This window comes from Prevotella lacticifex, from assembly GCF_019973375.1.
GTDB classification, from domain to species: domain Bacteria; phylum Bacteroidota; class Bacteroidia; order Bacteroidales; family Bacteroidaceae; genus Prevotella; species Prevotella lacticifex.
The window spans coordinates 1,049,530-1,071,728 of record NZ_BPTV01000001.1 but is presented as its reverse complement, the minus strand read 5'-3'; the positions used below and the strand labels follow the sequence as shown (position 1 = coordinate 1,071,728).

Below are 22,199 nucleotides of genomic sequence, written 5' to 3'. Positions count from 1 at the left end.
ATACTTGAACAATGGCTCAAACTAACGAACAACATGGTTTCTACCATCTCAACTGGCTACAGCGCATAGGTTTCGGGGCTGGCGATCTGGCTCAGAATCTGATTTATCAAACCATAGCGATGTACCTGCTCCTTTTCTACACCAATGTCTTCGGCATCGACCCGAAGGCAGCTGCATTCATGTTCCTCATCGTCCGCCTCGTCGACGTGCTCTGGGATCCTGTCGTGGGGACATTTGTCGACAAGCACGAACCGAGGTGGGGAAAGTACCGGTCGTACCTCATCCTCGGCGGCATTCCACTGTCGGGATTTGCCATCTTGTGTTTCTGGAACGGCTTTTCGGGGTCGCTGCTCTACGCTTATCTGACGTACGTGGGCATGTCGATGTGCTACACGCTCGTCAATGTGCCCTACGGAGCACTGAACTCCAGTCTGACCCGCGACACCAACGAGATTACCGTGCTCACCTCAGTGCGCATGTTCATGGCCAACTGCGGTGGTTTAGCGGTCTCATTAGGTATCCCAATCCTCGTCGCGGCACTCTCGCCCGACGGGAAAATGAATACCAAGGAGGATGCCAACGCATGGTTTATAACGATGGCAATATACGCTGTGGTGGGACTGGCCCTGCTGTTGTTCTGTTTCTCTCAGACTGAGGAGCGCGTCGTGATGGACAAGAGTCAGACAGCGAACGTGAAGGTCAGCGACCTTTGGGAGGAGTTCGTAAGGAACAAACCGCTCAGAATCTTAGCGTTCTTCTTTATCACTGCCTTCGCGATGATGGCCGTCGGCAACTCGGCAGGAAGCTATTACATGATCTACAACGTCCACGGCTCTACCAACGACATGGCCATTTTCATGGGTCTCGGCTCCGTACCGGCATTCATTTTCATGCCGCTCGTACCAGCGATAAAGCGTAAAATAGGCAAGCAACAGATGTTCTACGTATTCCTGTCCGTGGCTATCGTGGGTATGGCTATACTCTATATCGTCTCCATAGTGCCCGCTCTGAGGTCGCAGCTCTGGCTCGTCTACGCTGCACAATTCATCAAGTCGACGGGTGTCATCGTGGCTACAGGATATATGTGGGCTCTCGTTCCGGAGGTTATCTCCTACGCCGAATACACCACGAATCGCCGTATTTCGGGTATCGTTAATGCCCTCACAGGCATCTTCTACAAGGCCGGGATGGCACTCGGAGGCGTAGTTCCCGGACTGGTCCTGAGCTTCGTCCACTTCGATAAGGACAACGCCGTGGAGCAGTCGCCATTAGCACAGCAGGGAATATTGTGGCTCGTATGCGTCATTCCGGCTCTGCTGCTTATCCTGGCAATGTTCATCATATCGAAATATGAACTGACCGACGAGGTTATCGACAACATAAATAAGGAGATAGAACAAAGAAACAAGAAAAAATAAACGATGAAAAAGTTATCATTATTAGTTATTATAGGCTTCGTGCTGTTGTCAATACCGGCAACAGCACAGAAGCCGACATTGAAATCGGAGTTAGGAAAATACTTCCTCGTGGGATGTGCCATGAATACCAGTCAGATTGACGGACAGGAGCCTAAGGCCGTGGAGGTGGTGAAGGGAAACTTCAACTGCATCGTGGCCGAGAACTGCATGAAACCCGAGAATATCGAACCGGAAGAGGGAAAGTTCAACTGGGAGGATGCCGACAAGCTCGTGAAATTCGCTGAAGACAACGGGCTGAAGGTCACAGGTCACGTCCTTGTATGGCACAGTCAGACAGCCCCGTGGATGTTTAAGAACAAATATGGCGAGCTGCCGAACCGTGAGGAGATGATAAAACGTATGCGCGACTACATCCACACCGTCGTTGGGCGATACAAGGGAAGAGTCTTAGGATGGGACGTAGCCAACGAATGCATCCTCGACGACGGCTCATGGAGACAGTCACCGTGGTACCGGGCCATCGGACCCGACTATATCAAGCTCGCATTCCAGTTTGCTCATGAGGCCGATCCCGGCGCTGAGCTCTACTACAACGACTATTCGATGAGTCAGCCGAGGAAAGTTCAGGCCGTCGTCCGACTCGTGAAGGAGCTGAAGGAGGCCGGATGCCGCATCGACGCCGTCGGCATGCAGAGTCACAATGGTGTCGACTATCCCAATCTCACGGACTATGAGAACTCCATGAAGGCCCTCATCGCCGCCGGAGTGAAGATAAACATATCGGAACTCGACCTGAACATGCTGCCGAATCCAAAGTCGTTCGGAGGTGCTGACATCAATCAGAAGTATGCCAACGACCCGAAAATGAACCCATATCCTAAGAAACTGACAAAAGAGGCCGCCACGACGTTCACCCGGCGGTACCTCGATTTCTTCAAATTATACTACAAATACCGCCACAATATCGAGCGTGTCTGCACATGGGGTGTCGGCGACGGCGACAGCTGGCTGAACGACTGGCCGATAAAAGGACGCACAAACTACGGACTGCTCTTCGACCGCAAGTTCCAGCCGAAACCCGTAGTGAAGGACATTATCAAGCTCTTCGCAGATGAAGAAAAATAATATTGACATCAAAAACGATACAAAAATCACAGCTATGAAGGCAAGATATTTATTCGATAAGGATTATATGGCCGACCCGTCGGCACACGTTTTCAACGGGAAAGTGTATGTCTACCCCTCCCACGACTGGGATTCCGGCGCGGCGTTCGACGACGACGGCGGTCATTTCGAGATGAAAGACTATCACGTTCTGTCCATCGACGGCGACCCGATGACCGGCACCGTCACCGACCACGGGGTTATTCTCGACCTCAAGGAGATACCATGGGCCGGAAGACAGATGTGGGACAACGACGTGGTTGAGAAGGACGGGAAGTACTATCTCATCTTCTCATGCAAGGACAAGAATGATGTTTTCCACCTCGGTGTGGCCGTCGCCGACCGTCCCGAGGGCCCTTTCCGTCCGCAGCCCGACCCCATCCGCGGTTCCTACTCCATCGACCCGGCGGTATTCAAGGACGACGACGGAAAGGTGTATGTCTACTTCGGCGGCATCTGGGGCGGTCAACTGCAATGGTACAAGGACAATAAGGCCCTGAAAAACGAGTACCTGCCAAGCGGAAAAGAGAACCCGCTGCCGAGCAGAGTGGCAAGGCTCACCGACGACTGCCTGCAGTTCGACGAGGAGCCAAAGGCCGTGATTATCGTCGACGAGGATGGCAACATTCTTCCCGCCGACAGTCCCTACCGCTTCTTCGAGGCCAGCTGGATGCACAAATACAACGGGAAATACTACTTCAGCTATTCCACCGGCGACTCACATCTGCTCTGCTATGCCGTCGGCGACAACCCTTACGGCCCGTTTGTGTATAAGGGCGTTATCCTCGAACCGGTCGTAGGCTGGACCACCCACCACTCCATCGTCGAGTATAACGGCCGGTGGTATCTCTTCCATCACGACTGCGTGCCGTCGGAGGGGGTCACATGGCTGAGGAGTCTGAAGGTGATGCCACTGGAATATGACGCCAAGGGAAACATCATCACAATGAAAAGCGAGAACGACTAAAACCGTTCAGAATGAAGGAAATGAAAGCCGTACTGATTATTCAGCGCGGCTTTTATGTTAATAAAATATTAATCTCTTCGCTTACATAAAAAAAATAATTATCTTTGCATCATACTTCCCGATTAGCGCCAAGTTGCTGTTGCCGTCGATTACGATTGCAGTGAGCATGGCAAAAAGGGAAAGGAAAAGAGTAAAAAACTAATAAACATAACGCACTCAACTATTTACAGAATATAATTATGGATAAAAACACATTGCTCCAATTAGAGTCACTTAGAGAGTCTCTGCACACATCACTTGAGAAACTCCGCAATCTGCGTTTCGAGAATGGCGACCTCACCGAGATTTCGGCCGACACGATAATAAACGAAATCAACATCCTGCGCAAGCGCTTCGACGAGATTGAGACTGAGTTAAAGAAGTAAGCTATGGACGCTATTGACATGTTGCTCCACAGAAGGAGCTGCCGTCAGTTCACCGATAAGCAGATTTCTGATGCCGACCTGACGACTGTGGTCGACTGCGGGCTTGCAGCGCCGACGGGCATGAACCGGCAATCGACAAAGATTGTGATCGTTCAGGAGCCAGAGAAGATTAAGCTGTTGTCGAAACTGAACGCGACGATAATGAATACCGACAGCGATCCGTTCTACGGAGCGCCGACGGTGTGCCTCATTCTCACTCCCAAGGTGGCCGACTACAATGCCGATTCGATGAGTCTGAACCCGATGAAAGACGGTTCGCTCGTCATCGGAGCCATGCAGAACGCCGCCTATGCACTCGGTCTTGGTTCCTGCTGGATAAACCGCTGCAAGGAGATGCTCCTGCTTCCCGAAGGCCAGAAGATTCTCAAAGAGTTAGGATTGGAGGATTACGAAGGAGTAGGATGCGTCGCTCTCGGCAAACCCAAGCATCAGGCAAGCGGCAAGAAGATTAAGCCCGGAAGGGTTATCAGATGGTAATAGCACCGAGAAGGACAAGCTAATAATACCGTCGGCCGTGGCAAGCGCGGTTGCTAATATGGCTTTTTGTGCTTAAAATGAGGCACAAACGTGGCACAACAGTACTGCCGAGGGATGCGCTTTTCTATTGGAAAGGTGCGCCACGGCAATTGCGCGGCAGCTTTATCGGTAGATAATCGGACGGTAATTTCAGAAACAAGAGGGCCGTGAAACAAGGCGAATGCGCTATGACATTCATCCTGTTTCACGGCCTTAATAGTATATTCCGACCGTTGAGTCAGCATCTTCAGGCAAGAATAATATATTGCAAATGCCTGAATAGTAAAGCCGAATGGTCCTTTCTGCAGCATAGGACTTAGCTTCTTTCTTGCCCATACAGATACGTCAAATCGAAGATTAGCATATAACTGCTCTCGAGGAATATCGTCGCAGCATAGGTGATAAAGCTATAAAGTCAGGCGATGAAACACTTATCGGAATGTAAAAGTATTTCAAACTGCATACATTTCGATAGCGCCTTTGCTACTATCTGATATTCAACGACTTACAACACATGCCATTTTACGTTGCGAAATAGGCCGTTTTAGACTGCGAAACGGACCGTTTTAGACGCTGAAACAGGCCGTTTCGCAAGCCAAAACGATAGGTTTTGAAATGGTGTAAAGATAATTCAAAATTCACAAACAGATACCGTGGAAAAAAGAAAAGACCGTGAGACAAGGTGAACGCACTGTTACATTCATCTTGTTTCACGGCCTCAATGACATATTCCAACCGTTACATCAATATTTCCCGGCGATAATCAGATTCCGATACCGACAGAACGCAGTGCCGGGAACTGGTTTTCGGAGTCATTGTCTTATCAAGTTCCTACCCGCATCGATACGGAGGAAGATGAAGAGGAGAATCGTAAAGCCCCACAGCGACGAGCCTCCGTAACTGAAGAACGGCAGAGGTATTCCGATGACAGGAGTCAAGCCCAATACCATTCCAACATTTATGAATACGTGGAACAGGAAGACTCCCGCCACACAATAGCCGTACACTCGTCCGAACTTGAAAGGTTGTCGTTCCGACATATACATCAATCGCAGTATCAGGGCAAGGAAGAGCAGCAATACTGCCGCCGAGCCGAGGAATCCTTCCTCCTCACCGACGGTGCAGAAAATGAAGTCGGTGTCCTGCTCAGGGACGAATTTCAACTTTGTCTGAGTGCCATTGAGGAAGCCCTTTCCACGCAGACCGCCGGAGCCAATGGCTATCTCGCTCTGGTGAACGTTATACCCCGCACCGGCAGGATCGTCGTCGAGACCGAGCAGGACGTTGATACGCACGCGCTGGTGGGGCTCCAAGACGTCGTTAAGAACGAAGTCGGCGGAATAGAAGAACATGATGCTTCCGACGGCAAACAGACCGATGTATAGGTAGTTTATGAACCGCGTGCTCAGTCCCTGGTATATGAGGAAACCGATAAGACCGGCACACATTATCAGCTGTACCCACACAATATCGAACGGAATGACAAACTCGGAGAAGAGAAGGAATCCAAGGGTTATGCCAAACGAATAGGTAAGGATAATCCGCGTCATGCGCTTGTCCTTCACATACGACCATATCATTCCCGAGGTGAATATCTGAACGAGCAGCAGGACGACAAATTTTCCGACGGAGGTGGGGGTGTCCCACAGCATGACATTCTCGTACTTGATACCCACAACGAAGTATATGACCATCGCGACAGCCGTAAACAGGACGCTGCCAGGCATTCCCTCGCGGTAGAACATCAGTGCGAATGAAAGGTATACAAGGGCCGAACCGGTTTCGCGCTGACCGACAATGCATATCATCGGCAGGAGAACGATGAGAGCGGCTGAACCGAAATCCTTCCAGCGATGGATGTCAAAGCCGTAAGTCGACATCAGTTTGGCCTCGGCCAACGCAGTAGCAAACTTCGCGAACTCGGCCGGCTGAAGGCGCAAAGGACCTAAGACCAGCCACGACCGCGAGCCTTTGATCTCGTGGGGATTGAATATAGTGAGGAACAACAACAGCAGGAGAGCCCCGTAAATGACATAAGAGAAGGTGTCGAAGAAACGGTCATCCATCATCAGAATAATGAATCCCAACACAATCGACGTACCAATCCATATTATCTGCATGCCGGAGCGCGTCGACAAACTGAATATCTCGGTGTCGCCATAGGTATAGCTGGCACCGCAAACACTCATCCATCCTAATACCAACAGGGCAATATAAATGCCTATCGTCCACCAGTCGAGCGACTGGAGGATTCCCTGCTGGTCATCTTTTCGTGTACTTGGCGACATCTTTATTCTCGATCTTTTTCAGAATCCCGTTTGGGCTTATGCTCACGCTCCGTCTCCACCTTCGGTTCATTATCCTCGATGACAGCCGGATCGTTGAGCGGTTTGCCCTGTTTTTCTTCCTTTTTCTTTTGTTCTTCTTTAGCTTTCTGCTCGTCGGCGGCGGCACGTTCCTTAGCCAATTTATCCTCCTCGGCCTTGCGTATTGAGTCCTTCACGGCCATCACACGCTTGATGGAATCAACACGAAGGGAGTCGGCATGGGTCATAGGACGGTCGAAACCGTAGTCGATATGGCGGTGCTGCATGGTAACGGCCATGATGGAGTCGTTGCGAGTGAGCTTTCCGTTGACGTACTGCTCTATCATCAGTGAACCGATAGGGACACCGTAGACAGCTCCGAAGCCACCGTTCTCAACATAGACGCAGATGGCAATCTTCGGAGTATCGACAGGGGCGAAACCCATGAATACCGAATGGTCGCGGCCGCGGTTCTGCGCTGTTCCCGTCTTTCCGGCAAGCTGATAGCCGGGATGGACGGCACCATGGCTCGTTCCGCCGGCAACAGAAGCTTTCATTCCCTCGATGACCCACTGGTAAGCGGCACGCGAGCCCTTGGTGTAGTGCCGCTGGTGAAACTTTGCAGGCAGCGGTTTGCCGCCGACGGTACTGACGACGTGAGGCGTGATATAGTAACCGCGGTTGGCTATCGTCGCTCCGAGATTGGCTATCTGGAGCGGTGTGAGGTTCACCTCGCCCTGTCCGATTGAAATACTAATGACTGAGAGTGCGTTCCACTTGCCGAAAGCATTGTCGTAGAAAGCGGAGTTTGGTATCATTCCACGTTTCTCGCCCGGTATGTCGATGCCAAGCTTATAGCCGAAGCCCATGCTCACCATGTAGTCGCGCCACACATCGAGCGCCTTTTCCACATTCCCGTACTTAGGATTTGTAAGCATATAGTACAATCCCCAGCAGAAGAAACCGTTACACGAGGTTCCCAAAGCAGGGACAACGCTAAGCGGCGACGGATGGAAATGGCATCCTACGTGCAGACCTTTGAAGTAGAATCCGCCATGACACGGATAGAGCGAGTGGATAGGATCGGTGGTGTGCTCGGTGAGATAGGTCACGGCCTGACCCGTCTTGAACGTTGAGCCGGGCGGGTATTGTCCCATTATGGCCCTGTTCAGCAACGGTTTAGCCGGGTCGATGGCCATCATGTGCTGGTTCTTTCCACGCATACGGCCAATCATCGAGCGGGGGTCATAGGTCGGCGACGACACCATGCACAGCACTTCGCCCGTCTTTGGCTCAATTGCGACGATGGCACCGAGCTTGCCTTCCATCAGTTTCTCGCCCAAGGCCTGGAGCTTTGCGTCGAGGCCGAGCTTCAAATCCTTACCCGGGACAGGCTTCTGGTCGTATTCACCGTTCTGGTAGTGGCCTTTGATACGTCCGTGGGCATCACGAAGCATTATCTGTACGCCTTTGACACCACGCAGGTCCTTCTCGTAGGCTTTCTCTATTCCCTGCTTTCCTATATAGTCGCCGGGCTGATAATAGTTATCATCCTCGATATCGCTTTGCGACACCTCGGCAAGGTCGCCGAGCACATGCGCTGCAATAGGCATATTATACTGCCGGACGCTACGGCGCTGAATATAGAATCCGGGAAAACGGAACATCTTCTCCTGAAAGGCGCTGAACTGTGTATCGCTTATCTGCCGGAGAAACAGCTGCTGCGTAAAACGGCTGTAACCGGGATTCTTGTTCCGGTCCTTGATGTCGTTCATACGCTGGACGAAATACTGCTTCGTGATGTTCAGAGCACGGCAGAAATCAGTCGTGTCTATCCTGTTCTCAGCCTCGTTCATCACAACCATAATGTCGTAAGCCGGCTGGTTATACACCAACAGCTTGCCGTTGCGGTCAGTAATGTTTCCACGCGACGGGAATTCAATCTTCTTCAGAAAAGCATTTGAGTCGGCGCTCTTCCTATAGTCGTCGCTCATAATCTGCAAGGTGAAGAGCCTGACAAGATAAATGACAATGATGCCGACAGCTATACCGCTAAGAACAAGGCGCCGTTTTTCGAGATGGAAATCTTTCATGCCGACCTCCTTACATTCTCTATAACCAAGATGAGAAGATAAGTCAACAGCGTACTGCCACCAACACATTCAAGCCAGTACACGATGTTGAAAAAACTGAACATCTCCAGCGTATAGAACACCACGCAGAAGATAAGCACACACAGGAATGAATAATAGCAGAAAGGAACTGCATGAAGCGTCTTTATCCCAGGTTGCATATCCTCGGCGGAGTCGCGAGAGATGAACGGACGTAACAGATATGGCTGTATGAAAGCCATAACTGTCAGCGAACCGCACGTAACTCCCGGCGTATTAGAGAATATGTCTATCAGCAAGCCGAGAGCAAATCCCCACAGCAGCAACGCCCAACGGGGGTAGTTGCGCTGGAAGATGATTATGAAGTAGATGTACAGCAACGGTGTCGCCACCCCGAACAGATGCACGTGATTAAGCACAAGAACCTGTACGAGAGTGAGCACAAGAAGCCATAGAATTTTCTTTAGTGTATCTACGTTCATTAACAGATAATCCTTATCATTTAATAAGGGAAGTGCTAAGTCTTCCCTTTAGTTTCCCGAACCGTCAACCTTTTCCTTTATCGAGTCCTGGGCTGTCTTGAGCAAGTTGAGCCGCTCCTTGACTGAGGAGTCATCTATGACGCAAACGTCACGCAGATTACCAAAATCAGTCGACAGCTTTATCATCAGCCGATAGCTGAGCCCGTCGTCAGAGTTGAACACATGGAGAATTTCGCCTACCATCACGCCCGGAGGGAACACCGATGAGTATCCGCTCGTCACGATTTTCCCATGAAGGCGGAAGTGGGCATGCCTCGGAACGTCGTCGAGATAGGCAATATCCGACGGGCCGCCCTTCCAGTGCAGATAGCCGAAATAGCCTGTACCGTCAATAGCACAGCTGATGTTCGACTCAGTATTCAGCACCGGTATGACAACCGAATAGTGCTTCGACACGAGATAGACGATACCCACGACACCATTGCCGCAGGCCACTCCCATGTCCTGCCGTATCCCGTCAGCAGACCCTTTGTCTATAGTGACGAAATTCTGAGGCTTGTTCACGGAGTTGTCGACGACCTTGGCCGGGATTAGCCGGAACCCCTCAAGCATGGCAAGCTGGCCTTTATGAATAAAGTCCTTGCCCACCGTCTTGTCGTAGACGCGTGCTTGCAGCTGGCTGACCTGATGCTCAAGATAGAGGTTGCGCTGCGTCAGCTCTTTGTTTATCTTCGTCAAACTGAAGAAAGCGCCTACGTCCGACTTCATCTCAAAAACCCATCCGGCAACGTCGTTGGCTGACGAGAACCACACGCTGCCCTGATAGTTATTGTACTTGAAGAGCAGGACAAAGCTCAATATCTCTAACAGGACGAAGACAAACCAATGCTTGAATCGTGCTAAAAACTCTGCTAAGTTGCGCATTTAAGTTCTCTTCCCTCTTCGATTTTATCTCATCAAGAATGAGAACTTGTCGATATTCTTCAGAGCTATGCCTGCACCCTTTGCCACACTGTGGAGCGGATCCTCAGCGATATGGAACGGGATATTGATCTTGTCGGACAGACGCTTGTCGAGACCACGCAGCAAAGCACCGCCACCAGTGAGGTAAATGCCGTTCTTGACGATGTCGGCATAAAGCTCAGGAGGTGTATTCTCGAGTGCTGAAAGCACAGCATTCTCAATCTTTGCAACCGTCTTGTCGAGACAATGGGCAATCTCCTGATAGCATACCGGCACTTCCATTGGCAGGGCAGTGATGCGGTTAGGGCCGTGGACGATATAGTCGTCAGGGGCTTCGTTGCCAAGGTCAGTGAGAGCAGAACCCACATGGAGCTTGATTCGCTCGGCCATACGCTCCGAAACCTTAACATTATGCTGACGGCTCATATACTCCTGAATGTCAGCAGTAAGGTCGTCACCGGCCACACGTATAGAGTTGTTGCTTACGATACCGCCTAATGAGATGACAGCAATCTCGGTAGAGCCACCACCTATGTCGACAATCATGTTTCCTTCCGGGGCCTCCACGTCGATGCCTATACCCAAAGCAGCGGCCATCGGCTCAAAGATAAGATAAACGTCACGTCCGTCGGCGTGCTCGGCAGAGTCGCGGACGGCACGCAGTTCCACCTCCGTACTTCCCGAAGGTACGCCAATCACCATTCGCAGCGAGGGCGAGAAGAAGTGACGTCCGGTGTGAACCATCTTGATGAGTCCACGCATCATCTGCTCACAAGCTGTGAAATCGGCGATGACTCCATCGCGCAGCGGACGGATGGTACGGATATTCTCGTGGGTCTTCTCGTACATCATCTTTGCCTCGGCGCCCACTGCTATCATCTTGTCGGTACGGCGGTCGAGCGCCACTACCGAAGGCTCGTCAACAACAATCTGGTCATCACTGATAATGATTGTGTTGGCTGTTCCCAGGTCCATTGCAATTTCCTGGATGAATGAAAAAAAAGACATATGTCGTTATAGTTTATATATGAATGCTATGGAGTTAAGACTACTTTGCGAACCATTCGTGGATGGCAGTATCGTAATGGCTGCTGACACCGAAAGCGCGCTCTGCGAAGAGTTTACGGTCCTCGATATCGGTCTGAGCACCGTTCTTCTTCAACAGTTCCAACAGCACAGGATATTCAGCCTTACTCGGGATAATGACCACATCCTTGAAGTTCTTCGCTCCGGCGCGGATAAGTGATATTCCGCCTATATCTATCTTCTCGATTATCTCTTGTTCTGAAGCCCCGCTGGCAACAGTCTGCTCGAAGGGGTAAAGGTCGACTATGACAAGGTCGATAGCCGGGATATCATACTGCTCCATCTGCTTCTGGTCGTCAGCATTGTCACGGCGTGCAAGAATGCCACCGAATATTTTAGGATGGAGAGTCTTCACGCGGCCACCGAGAATACTCGGGTATGTGGTCACGTCCTCAACCTTTTCGCAGTCGTAGCCCAGCGATTCGATAAACTTCTGTGTACCCCCAGTGCTAAGGAGTTTAACACCTTCCTTGCTCAGACGTGCGAGGATATCCTCCAGTCCATCCTTATGATAGACAGATATGAGCGCAGTCTTGATTTTCTTTGTACAAGCCATTTGTTATATATGTAAGTTGTCCTTTTACCTTTAAGACTGCAAAAATACAAAGTTTTATCTGATTTTACAAGATAAAACCTCGAAATTTCTAAAATCTAATTTCTTTTTAACTTGAATCAACGTTCCCGACAAGTCAGCATCCGCAATTGTATTACGACATCGGAACCTGTATCCGACTGTCGCAGAGACACTTTTCTGCTATTATCGGTCTATCTCACGAGTCCGTTCTTGCCTATTGTCAGGACGCTTGCCTTGAGTTTATGGTTGACGTGATCGAATATGATATTCGGATTAAGAGTCCGCCCGTTGAACCTCACCTCAAAGTGCAGATGTTCCGTCGTCGCCCTTCCCGTGCGGCCCGTAAGGCCAATCACCTGTCCGGCCTTGACTTTCTGCCCCACTCTGACGTAGTTTCGCGACTGATGACTGTAGCATGTCGAGAATCCATAGGCATGCTTTATGACAATGTAATTGCCGTAGCCGAAGTATGGCCCTGACTGGACGACAACCCCGTCGAAGGCCGCCAGGACCTTATCGTTGGGCCGAGTCTTGATGTCGACACCCGAATGTGGCCGCTTTCCCCGACCGCCGTAAGGACTGATAACATGGGCTCCGGCGAGTGGATACGACCAATGTTCACTCTCAATACCCTTTAAATCAAGCTGAAAGGTCTTGTTGTCGGCTAACAGACCAGTCACAGCATCGTCAGGGTCGAGCGACCTGATTTTCTTCTTGCTGTCAACCACCGCCACATTAACATAGTTTTTCTCCTTTCTGAACTCTACCGTCTGTGGCCGCAGTCGATGACTTGCGATATCGATGATAGTCGTAGGATTTATCCATCTGCCGTCGACAAGCAATGCAAAAAGGCAATACGTCCTTCCGCCGTCGCGCCCGACGATGGCCACTTTCTGCCCTGCGGCTACTCGCTGTCCCACTTTCACGAGGTTCTGATCGTTGTGAGCGTAAACCGTCTCGAGGCCGTTGTCGTGGCGAACGACCACTACATTACCATACTGTGCCAGACGCCGCGACATGCGGACGGTGCCCGGGAACATCGACAGGACGATATCACCGGGTTGCGTGGAAATTTCAAGGGCCTGGTTGGCCATCAGTTTTGCCTTTCCGACAGGCAAAGGAAAGGAGTAGGCCGTCGAAGGCAAAGCCTTGAAGTCAATCTCGAATTTGTCCGATTTATCGAAAAGACCCGGTGTCTTCACACTGATTTGTTGTTGTTCAACGGCCGAGAATGCCGTCTGTGCGGCCATATCGAATGTAGCCAAGAAGAGAGCCGAGACAAGTAAGATGTAATGTGGAATTAATTTCATAACTCATTTAGTTTCACAACTTTCGCTTGCAAAGATACAAAATTTAATTATTAATTTCTTGTATATACCGACTTTTTATTAACTTTGTACCGAATAATTGTCACTGGACCGACATCTTGAACAATAATTCATTCCGTCAGAATCACGTCCGGACCCTATTGTTTACGGTCATCGGCATGTTTCTCTGGCTGCTCACCGGTCCTTTTGTCAGTTCATGACTACAGAAAAGATAATAAAGCTACACGATGGCAGAAAAGACTATAAAGAAAATCGTCCTCACCGGTGGTCCCTGTGCCGGTAAGACAACAGCGCTCGTGAAGATCATTGAGCACTTTACGAGCCGCGGTTACAAGGTGTTCACCATTCCGGAGGTCCCCACCCTCTTCATCCAGGCGGGCATGGACTATCTCACGCCGAACAAGAATCTCTTCTACGAGGGCGAGAAAGCCACTCTCGAGATACAGCTTGCCCTTGAGGACAAGTTCATGAAGATGGCCCAGCAATGCGACGAGCCGGCAGTAATCATCTGTGACCGCGGGGCCATGGACATCTCAGCCTACATGGATCCGGCCACATGGGAGCAGATAACGCGGTCCGTAGGCACATCGACCGACGAGCTCCGCGAGCACCGCTACGACGCTGTTCTCCACCTCGTTTCTGCCGCCGACGGAGCCGAGAAGTACTATACCACAACGAACACTCCCAAGCGCTACGAGGGCATAGAGCAGGCCCGCATCCTCGACAAGCGCGTCATCGACGCCTGGACCGGTCATCCCCACCTGCGGGTAATCAACAACCACGAGAACTTCGACAATAAACTCAAGCGCGTAATAAAGGAAATTTCGAATGTCTTAGGACTCCCCCAGCCCATCGAGCACGAGAAAAAATACATTGTCGAGGTCGTCGGCGAAATCCGCAACCCCATCGACAGCGACATTGTCCAGACCTACCTCGTGGCCGACCCCGGCGTGGAGGCGCGTCTGCGCCAGCGTTGTTGGAAGGGGCAGAACGTATATGTGCTCACAACACGCAAGCGCAACACCAATAACGAGCAGATAGAGATAGAGCGGCAAATAACGGAAAACGTCTACGACTCGCTCCTCCAGCAGGCCGACCCCTACCGCCAGACGGTTCACAAGCACCGCCGCAGCTTCATCTGGAAAGGACAATATTTCGAGCTTGACGAGTTTCTGTCGCCCCAGCCGGGGCTGATGATATTGGAGACAAAAGGCGTCGAAGACACCGAAACCGTCAACTTCCCGCCATTTATTAAGGTCGTTGAGGACATCACTGGCAAGACGGAGTTCTACAACTACAACATCGCACTGAAGAAATAGCGTCCCCACCTATTTATATATAAGACCGTGCCGCAGTTAGGATTATCCCTACTGCGGCACTTCTCGTTTATTGTCTGTTCATCAGTTGCAGGCCCACTTGCATCAGCCCCGGCATAACCTCCTGGTTCATACCGTGCGTCACCGACACTACGACGGAATCGTTCTCGCCCACCTTCAGGCGTCCAAAACGATAGCTGAAGTCGTCGCAGCTGACACCGCTACGCCCTACCATGCGCCCGGCATCGTCGTAGACGGGACATTTCTCCCTCTTGTGAATCTCACGGAACGACAGACTGTCCTTGCCGGCAGCCGTCTTATGCTTAGTGTAAACAGTGCAGTCGACATCGAAACCGAGCTCTTTGTAAGGATAGTCGGACGTGGCCCGGAACCCCACACAAAGGTCATACTCACCGGCCGGCAACCGTCCGACGTTGAAGTCGAGGGTATCGGCGCGGTTCCATCCCTTTACGTCGACCGACCGGTAACGGTCATAGACGTACCCGATGTTACAGCCGACGAGCATGAAACCCGCGAGCATCAGTGCCATGAAAGAAAAAATCGCTTTCCTTCTCATCATTCTTCAGGGCCGTTCCCCGTCTTAGCCGCCGGTTTGGGGGCGTTCTTTTTCGTATCAGCCTTGTCGGCCTGACGACCTCTTCCGGCCGCCTTACCGTTCTGTTTGCCGTTGGGCTTACCGCCGTTGTCAGCCGGTTTTGCGTTCTGGCCTTTCTCGGCCGTCTTGCGCTGCTTCTTTTTCTTCCGCTTCTTCGTCTTGTCGAAACGGGCGATATCGTCGTTGGCAAGAATGTCAACAGGCTTCTCCGGCTTTTTCACATTGCCGTCGCTTTGCAGCGACAACGGCTTTTCGCCACGCTTGTTCATCTCGATAATCTCACGGGCACGGGCCGCGCTGATCATCTCGAGGTTGGCGGCGAGCTTCTTATCGGTAGAATATGTACACAGGCCACTGAGGATATCAACCTTAAAGAGGTGATACTCACCGTCTTGCGTCTCAAGAACGATCTCCTTGCTCGGCAGTTCTTTGCGTGCCTCGATATATTCGTCGACCTCGTAGTTCAGACAGCATTTAAGCTTAGCGCACATGCCTGCTAATTTTGTCGGGTTCAGCGAGAGGTCCTGGATGCGCGCCGATGTCGTCGAAACGGTAGAGAAATTCTTCATCCATGTGGCGCAGCACAACTCGCGGCCGCAAGGTCCCGTTCCGCCGATGCGTCCGGCCTCCTGCCGCGCACCTATCTGCTTCATCTCTATCCTCACGTGGAAAGCAGCGGCAAGATCCTTGATGAGCTGCCGGAAGTCGACACGCTCGTCAGCGATATAGTAGAATATTGCCTTGTTGCCGTCGCCCTGGAATTCCACATCACCAATCTTCATGTCGAGGCCGAGTCCCTTGGCTATCTTCCGGCTCTCAATCATCGTGGCGTGCTCACGGGCCTTAGCCTCACGGTATTTGTCCATGTCCACAGGCTTGGCCTTACGGTATATGCGCTTGATGTCGTCAGCACTCTTGAGATTGGCCTTTCTAATCTGCAACAAGACAAGCCGTCCCGTGAGCGTCACCACACCGATGTCATGACCGGGATTGGCCTCCACAGCCACATAATCACCTTTCGCCAGAGGCAAATGATTGACGTTATGATAGTATCCTTTGCGCGTATTCTTGAACTGAACCTCCACAAGGTCAGTGCTTTCCGCGTTGCCCGGCACGTCGGCGAGCCAGTCGTAAGTGTTGAGCTGATGGTCCTGACGGCCACAAGCGCAGCTGCACAACCCACGGTCGCATCCGTGCCAGAGTTTATAATTCATATTATTGTAGTCCATAAAGCTTTATCGTAATAACGTGCAAAAATACAAAAAATTCGGCAGAATCTCAAATCTACGACGAGAAAAAACCAAATTACCGACAATTAACCACGCTACATATCACCCTCCAGCCCCCTTTCCAACTCATCACCTACCTCATCTTCCCCCGTCATTGCGCACCCTCCTCCCCCTCCGCTGGAACCGTAATAACGGCAGGTATCATCCCAATGTCCTTATACCATGATGCCATCCGATTACCACCCGTCACCAAATTTATCCCTTAATCATCCCATTATTCCTTATTGAAACAACAGCGAAATCGTGCAATAAAATCAGAATCCAAATGTAAAAGTATTTCAGTCCGAACGTATTCTGATATCGCCTTTGTTACCATCTGATTATCAACAACTTACAAATCATGCCATTTTGCGTTGCGAAACAGGCCGTTTTAGACTGCGAAACGGACCGTTTCAGACGCTGAAACAGGCCGTTTCGCAAGCCCGAACGATACATATTGAAACGCTGTAAATATATTTCGCACCTTCAGATCAATTTCCAGCCAGTTTTCTGAGCACCACCATCCCTCACCCGCCTTATATCTTCCCCACCCCTCCTTTGCACAAAAAATCCCCTTCGCGCCACCGCACAACGACGTGTCCGGTGCCACGAAGGGGACTGACCATTATCATCACGAGGCCCGCAGGCCTGACATTACATTTCTCTAAGCCGCTTCTTCACCTCGCCGACGGCCTTGACCCAGTTGGTGTCGAGGGAGAACTGGGTGAGGAAGTCCTCACGGTTGTAGTAGGCTAAGACGAGTTGACGGTCGGGATCGTTATAGAGAGGATTGTTGATGCTCACCTCACGGAAGAGCCTCAGCACGCGTGCTTTATCCTTCTGGCCCTTAGCCCTCGAATACTCCTTGTTGAAAATATTGACATAGTCGTACATGAAGTAAGCCATAGAGTCGAGCTGACTGTTGAGAGCAGCAATTTCCTCTGGTTTAAGAGCTTTCGTCGTATCGGCAATCTCCGACAGAGTGCGGTTGCTGAGGTAGTTGACAGCATCGGCACGGAAGCTCGCCGCCTTTCTCTCGGGCATGGGAGCGCCGGGGTCGTTGGCCGTTTTCATGGCACTGTTGTAAATCTGCTGGAACACTCTCGGCTGCGTTTCCTGGGCCATTCCGGTGGCAGCAATGGCGAGCATGAGCAGGATGACGATTGTATGTTTCATCTGTAAATCTGTTGTTAGCTATGTAAATATTGTGCCGGACGGAGCAAATAAGCCTCCGACGGCAGTAGAATTCATTCCTTTTCGGTTTAATCGTGGCGTACGAGACGAATCTCGTGGTCGATGCACGATGGATATTCCTCCCGGTAGTGCGACACCATTATGAGGGTCTTGTTGCGCCGCCGGCAGAACGTATCAATAACATCCTTGACGAGCCGCCGGTTGAAGTTGTCGAGGCCATGGAGCGGTTCGTCGAGGACTATCAGCTCAGGGTCCTTCACGAAAGCCCTCGCCAACAGTGTCAGGCGCTGCTCACCACTCGAGAGTTCGAGGAAAGAGCTCGTCTCTTTGCCCTCAAGTCCGAACACATCCATCCAGAACTTACACCTGTCGATGTCGTCGCCGGTGGGTTTGACGTATAGTCCGACGGAATCTTTCAGTCCGCTTGCCACCACGTTAATTGCCGGCATATTGCGGTTGTAGGCCCTGTGCATCTCAGGCGAGACGTAGCCTATGTGCTTCTTTATGTCCCAGATGCTCTCCCCCGACCCGCGTTTCCGTCCGAAGAGGGTTATATCGCAGGCGTAGGATTGCGGGTTGTCGGCACAGACGAGGCTCAGGAGCGTCGATTTTCCGGCACCGTTCTGACCGCTCAGGGCCCAGTGCTCACCGTTGTGCACCGTCCAGTCGAGGGCCTTCAAGATTGTACGTTTGCCGTAGACGATGCTCACCCGATTCAGGCGCACCACCTCGTCGACGTTGTAATCACCTGTGGTATAGGGCATTGCCACTATCGCCCGAGCCTTGGCATCATCGAGAATATGTGGCGGAACGGGAGTCCGCGTGTCGCGGTATTCCTGTAATGTCATCTTCTTTCCAACCCTCATATCCTTTACTTCCACCACATGAGTGATGAAATCGGGAATATCGTCGGTCTTCGAGAGTATGAGAATTATTTGCAGACTGCGCTCGTGGGCCAGCGCGGTGAGCAGAGTCTTGAGCTGATCACGCGTTCCGGCGTCGAGACCGATGAACGGATTGTCCATTATCAGCACCCTCGGGTCGCTGAAGAGTGCCGTTGCCACCTTCACCTTCCGCAGTTCACCGCTCGAGAGGAGGATGACATATTTGTCGAGCAACTTCTGCATTCCGAAGAGATTATAGATGTGCTGTTGCAGTTTTCTGCGCTCGGGAGTGTCGTCGCCGGCAAGTTTGAAAGCCTCTTCGAGCTTGTCGCCGGCTGTCGGCGTGGTGCCGTCGATTTCCATCTGGTTCCACCTCTGCTGCAGATAGTAAGTCTTGTCGTTGTCGCCGCCGTAGGTATCGCGGAACGTTATGTACCGTATATTCTCGCTGACCATGGTCTTCGTGCTTGGCGAAAAGTCATATTCGGGGTCGCGCATGAGCAGCGGATGCCTGCCGACGATGATATCCGCGAGCATCGACTTGCCACCGCCGTTGGGTCCCACGATGGCTATGTGCTCGCCGTCGAGACTCTCAAAATTGACAGGCTCTGCCATGCGCCATTTCGGCATACGGCATACGCCATCGCGAATTCTTATTATGAACCTTTTGCTTTCAGTCTCATTATCAGACTCTTGCAGCGGTTTTTTTGCCGTTGTCCCGTTGTTTACCGTTGTGTTGTCCATATAGCGTTATTGTTATTTTTACCACTATGCCACGGCCGCAGTCCACAATCCATGTGTTGAGGTGGCGGCTACGAGTGAACCTTATCCTTATTTTTCAGAGCGAAATCCTTCCAGCTGCCGTAGTGTCTGCCCGTGGCCACGGGCTGTCCCGACTGCAGGAAGTGGCAGTAGGCGGCCGCGAGGGCATCGGTGGAGTCGAGGAAGTGAGGCCGTTGGTCGTCGCGCAGGTGCAGCAGCCGTTGCAACATTGCCGCCACCTGCTCCTTCGAAGCCTGTCCGTTGCCCGTGATGGCCATCTTTATCTTTAGCGGCGCATATTCATGAATGGGCACTCCGTGGTGTATGGCCGCCGCTATGGCCACCCCCTGAGCCCTTCCGAGCTTGAGCATCGACTGGACATTCTTGCCGAAGAACGGTGCCTCAATGGCCATTTCGTCGGGGAGATACTCGTCGATAATGCCCGTCACGCGGTCGAAAATCTTCCCCAACCGGAGGTAGACATCACGTTCCTTGCGCATGTCGATGACCCCCATGACAACCAACTCAGCCTTGTTGCCGTTCACCTTCAGCACGCCGTATCCCATCACATTGGTGCCCGGATCGATGCCCAATATTATTTTCTCGTTATTCTTGTAATCCATTCTGTTACAGACCACTACTCACTTTCGAGACCCTACAATCCATTCTGTTACAGGCCATTACCCTATTTCCTTTGTGTCCGCAAGCATCAGCGGTCCATGTATGGATTGTTAGCCAATTCTGCTCCGATAGTAGTGGCATCGCCATGGCCAGGGAGCACTGTCGTATCGTCGGGAAGCTGAGCCAGTTCCCGCAGGCTGTTTATCATCATGAACATCGAGCCACCGTCGAAATCGGTTCGACCGATACTGTTGCGGAAAAGGGTGTCGCCGGTGAAAGCTACCTTCTCCTCAGCACAGTAGAATGTAGTGCCGCCGGGCGAATGACCCGGTGTGGCTATCGTGGCAAACTTATGGTCGCCGAAGGTGATAACTTCCTCATTAGTAAAGAAATGGCCTATTGGCGGAAAATCGTAGTCGACGACAACATTGAACATTTTTTCGGCCTGACCTTTGAGGTCGTTCATGAACCCCTCGTCGCCACTGCCGCATTCCACTTTCAGCCCGAACTCGTCGGCGATGGTATTATTGCCGAAGTTATGATCGACATGACCGTGAGTAGCAAGCAAGTGCTTGGGTGTGAGATGGTTACTGCGGATATAGTCGACGACGGCCCGACGCTCCTCCTCATAGTATGCACCACAGTCGATGATGACACACTCGCCGGTGGAATCGCTGACCACATAGCAGTTCTCACGAATCATATTGCAAACGAATCTCTGTATTTTCAGCATCTCGGTATATATATAATGTATTTCTCGTTGAACCAGTCCTCACTGAACCACTGGCTTATCTCTTCAGTCTCAGCGATATGGCTGAAAGGCTTAATCTCGTCTTTTATGTCACCGCCCTTGAGCACAATAACCCCGTTTTCTATGGCGTTGACACTCTTCGCGCCAATGTTTTTCCTGACAATCTTCATCAAATCGGGCAGAGGCATGACGGCTCTCGAAACTATGAAGTCATATTTTCCTTTCTCCTCCTCACCGCGCAGATGGACAGCCTCAACGTTCTTCAATCCCAAAGCCGTAGCGACCTCCGTGGCGACACGAATTTTCTTGCCCGTACCATCGATGAGACGGAACGACACCTCGGGGAACATGATGGCGAGGGGAATGCCCGGAAAACCGCCGCCGGTGCCAAAATCGAGTACCCGTGTGCCGGGTTTGAAGCTGATGAACTTTGCTATTGCCAATGAGTGCAGCACGTGATGAACGTACAGATTGTCGATATCCTTGCGCGAGATGACGTTAATCTTCGAGTTCCAGTCGCGGTAGAGGGCATCGAGCATGGCTATCTGACGGCGTTGCTCAGCAGTAAGCAGAGGAAAATATTTCAGTATTTCTTCCATGTATTTCTTGTTCTTGGCCCGTGGGCCTACTGTTAATAAAACAACTCTGAGCGCAAAGTTACGAAGAAAATTCGTAACTTTGCAGCGCAAATAGTAATAAATTAAGGTAAAAAGATGAAAGCTGCTTTATTCGACCTCGATGGGGTCGTCTTCGATACTGAGCCTCAGTACACTATCTTCTGGGGCGGAATATTCCGTGAGTACAACCCCGGCAACGACGGATTAGAGGAGAAAATCAAGGGTTCGACACTCGTTGAAATCTATGAAAAGTATTTCGCCGACCGTCCCGATGTTCAGGAGTCTATCACGCAGAGGCTCAACGACTTCGAGACTCACATGCAGTTCAACTACGTCCCATGTTTCGTCGACTATGTTCTTCAGCTGCGGGCTGCGGGCGTAAAGACTGCCATCGTGACGAGTTCCAATCGCGACAAGATGAACGCTCTGTACCGGCAGCGTCCTGAAGTGAAGGATTATTTCGACGCAATCCTCACCAGCGAGGACTTCCGCGAGAGCAAGCCGTCGCCCGACTGCTACCTCACTGCCGCCGCCCGCTTTGGGTTTGCCGCCACCGAATGTACCGTCTTTGAGGACAGTTTCAACGGTCTGAAAGCCGGACGCGCCAGCGGAGCCTATGTCATAGGGCTCGCCACGACGAACAGTGCCGACGCTATCGCACCCTACTGCGATCGCGTCATTGCCGACTACAAACCGCTCCTGAAGAAGGGCTGAAACGCTTTTGTGCACGAACTTTACTCAATGTGTAAATAAATGTGTACCTTTGCACC

At 51.4% G+C, this 22,199-nt stretch carries 21 protein-coding genes; 7 read left to right on the top strand and 14 right to left on the bottom strand.

The annotated features are described in order from the left end of the window. The first annotated feature begins 11 nt into the window (after positions 1-11). The 5 genes from LDN30_RS03980 to LDN30_RS03960 all read left to right on the top strand — a co-directional run bounded on the left by LDN30_RS03980 (position 12) and on the right by LDN30_RS03960 (position 4,511). Positions 12-1,418 (top strand): MFS transporter, encoded by a 1,407-nt coding sequence (locus tag LDN30_RS03980; protein WP_223925595.1) that lies wholly within the window; start codon positions 12-14, stop codon positions 1,416-1,418. Positions 1,419-1,421: 3 nt separating this feature from the next. Further along, positions 1,422-2,543, top strand: coding sequence for an endo-1,4-beta-xylanase (locus tag LDN30_RS03975; protein WP_223928766.1), 1,122 nt, complete (start codon positions 1,422-1,424; stop codon positions 2,541-2,543). A 34-nt stretch (positions 2,544-2,577) separates the two neighbouring features. Further along, positions 2,578-3,549 carry a glycoside hydrolase family 43 protein gene (locus LDN30_RS03970; RefSeq protein WP_223925593.1) on the top strand — a complete coding sequence of 324 codons (972 nt, stop codon included), beginning with the start codon at positions 2,578-2,580 and terminating at the stop codon, positions 3,547-3,549. 239 nt (positions 3,550-3,788) lie between these two features. Then, complete coding sequence (locus LDN30_RS03965; RefSeq protein ID WP_223925592.1) at positions 3,789-3,974, top strand: hypothetical protein; 186 nt, start codon at positions 3,789-3,791, stop codon at positions 3,972-3,974. A 3-nt stretch (positions 3,975-3,977) separates the two neighbouring features. Continuing rightward, on the top strand, positions 3,978-4,511 hold the full coding sequence (locus LDN30_RS03960; RefSeq protein WP_223928765.1) for a nitroreductase family protein: 534 nt from the start codon (positions 3,978-3,980) through the stop codon (positions 4,509-4,511). 851 nt (positions 4,512-5,362) lie between these two features. Here the strand turns inward: LDN30_RS03960 and rodA are convergent. From rodA to LDN30_RS03925, 7 genes are all read right to left on the bottom strand, one after another. Beyond that, positions 5,363-6,838: a rod shape-determining protein RodA gene (rodA, locus tag LDN30_RS03955; protein WP_223925590.1), complete on the bottom strand. Its 1,476-nt coding sequence runs from the start codon at positions 6,836-6,838 to the stop codon at positions 5,363-5,365. A 2-nt stretch (positions 6,839-6,840) separates the two neighbouring features. Continuing rightward, on the bottom strand, positions 6,841-8,949 hold the full coding sequence (locus LDN30_RS03950; RefSeq protein ID WP_223928764.1) for a penicillin-binding transpeptidase domain-containing protein: 2,109 nt from the start codon (positions 8,947-8,949) through the stop codon (positions 6,841-6,843). Then, positions 8,946-9,449: a rod shape-determining protein MreD gene (mreD, locus tag LDN30_RS03945; RefSeq protein ID WP_223925587.1), complete on the bottom strand. Its 504-nt coding sequence runs from the start codon at positions 9,447-9,449 to the stop codon at positions 8,946-8,948. Before mreD ends, LDN30_RS03950 begins: the two co-directional genes overlap by 4 nt. Before the next feature lie 48 nt (positions 9,450-9,497). Further along, positions 9,498-10,373 (bottom strand): rod shape-determining protein MreC, encoded by an 876-nt coding sequence (mreC, locus tag LDN30_RS03940; RefSeq protein ID WP_223925585.1) that lies wholly within the window; start codon positions 10,371-10,373, stop codon positions 9,498-9,500. 24 nt (positions 10,374-10,397) lie between these two features. Continuing rightward, positions 10,398-11,420: a rod shape-determining protein gene (locus tag LDN30_RS03935; RefSeq protein WP_223925583.1), complete on the bottom strand. Its 1,023-nt coding sequence runs from the start codon at positions 11,418-11,420 to the stop codon at positions 10,398-10,400. A 40-nt stretch (positions 11,421-11,460) separates the two neighbouring features. Next, the gene (locus LDN30_RS03930; RefSeq protein WP_223925581.1) at positions 11,461-12,054 is read right to left on the bottom strand and encodes an IMP cyclohydrolase; all 594 of its coding nucleotides are present in this window, start codon (positions 12,052-12,054) and stop codon (positions 11,461-11,463) included. 209 nt (positions 12,055-12,263) lie between these two features. Further along, on the bottom strand, positions 12,264-13,382 hold the full coding sequence (locus tag LDN30_RS03925) for a M23 family metallopeptidase (RefSeq protein ID WP_223928763.1): 1,119 nt from the start codon (positions 13,380-13,382) through the stop codon (positions 12,264-12,266). Between the two features lie 245 nt (positions 13,383-13,627). Between LDN30_RS03925 and LDN30_RS03920 the strand changes: the two genes are divergently transcribed. Further along, positions 13,628-14,719, top strand: a complete 1,092-nt coding sequence (locus LDN30_RS03920) for an AAA family ATPase (RefSeq protein WP_223928762.1) — start codon at positions 13,628-13,630, stop codon at positions 14,717-14,719. Between the two features lie 67 nt (positions 14,720-14,786). On the opposite strand, the gene LDN30_RS03915 is transcribed toward LDN30_RS03920, so the two are convergent. From LDN30_RS03915 to rsmG, 7 genes are all read right to left on the bottom strand, one after another. Further along, entirely contained in the window at positions 14,787-15,296 is a 510-nt protein-coding gene (locus LDN30_RS03915) for a gliding motility lipoprotein GldH family protein (RefSeq protein WP_223928761.1), read from the bottom strand. Beyond that, a complete protein-coding gene (locus tag LDN30_RS03910) occupies positions 15,293-16,561 on the bottom strand; it encodes a PSP1 domain-containing protein (protein ID WP_223928760.1) in 1,269 nt (422 codons plus the stop codon). Before LDN30_RS03910 ends, LDN30_RS03915 begins: the two co-directional genes overlap by 4 nt. A gap of 693 nt (positions 16,562-17,254) precedes the next feature. Next, positions 17,255-17,776 carry a hypothetical protein gene (locus tag LDN30_RS03905; RefSeq protein WP_223925571.1) on the bottom strand — a complete coding sequence of 174 codons (522 nt, stop codon included), beginning with the start codon at positions 17,774-17,776 and terminating at the stop codon, positions 17,255-17,257. 86 nt (positions 17,777-17,862) lie between these two features. Next, positions 17,863-19,308 (bottom strand): ATP-binding cassette domain-containing protein, encoded by a 1,446-nt coding sequence (locus LDN30_RS03900; RefSeq protein WP_223929429.1) that lies wholly within the window; start codon positions 19,306-19,308, stop codon positions 17,863-17,865. Between the two features lie 182 nt (positions 19,309-19,490). Continuing rightward, entirely contained in the window at positions 19,491-20,063 is a 573-nt protein-coding gene (gene ruvC / locus LDN30_RS03895) for a crossover junction endodeoxyribonuclease RuvC (RefSeq protein WP_223925569.1), read from the bottom strand. An 86-nt stretch (positions 20,064-20,149) separates the two neighbouring features. Next, positions 20,150-20,794 (bottom strand): MBL fold metallo-hydrolase, encoded by a 645-nt coding sequence (locus tag LDN30_RS03890; protein ID WP_223925567.1) that lies wholly within the window; start codon positions 20,792-20,794, stop codon positions 20,150-20,152. After that, positions 20,788-21,411 (bottom strand): 16S rRNA (guanine(527)-N(7))-methyltransferase RsmG, encoded by a 624-nt coding sequence (gene rsmG, locus LDN30_RS03885; RefSeq protein WP_223925565.1) that lies wholly within the window; start codon positions 21,409-21,411, stop codon positions 20,788-20,790. The genes LDN30_RS03890 and rsmG overlap by 7 nt, the downstream gene beginning before the upstream one ends. 114 nt (positions 21,412-21,525) lie before the next feature. On the opposite strand from rsmG, the gene LDN30_RS03880 reads away from it, so the two are divergent. Next, positions 21,526-22,143, top strand: a complete 618-nt coding sequence (locus LDN30_RS03880) for an HAD family hydrolase (RefSeq protein ID WP_223925563.1) — start codon at positions 21,526-21,528, stop codon at positions 22,141-22,143. The last annotated feature ends 56 nt before the right edge of the window (positions 22,144-22,199 follow it).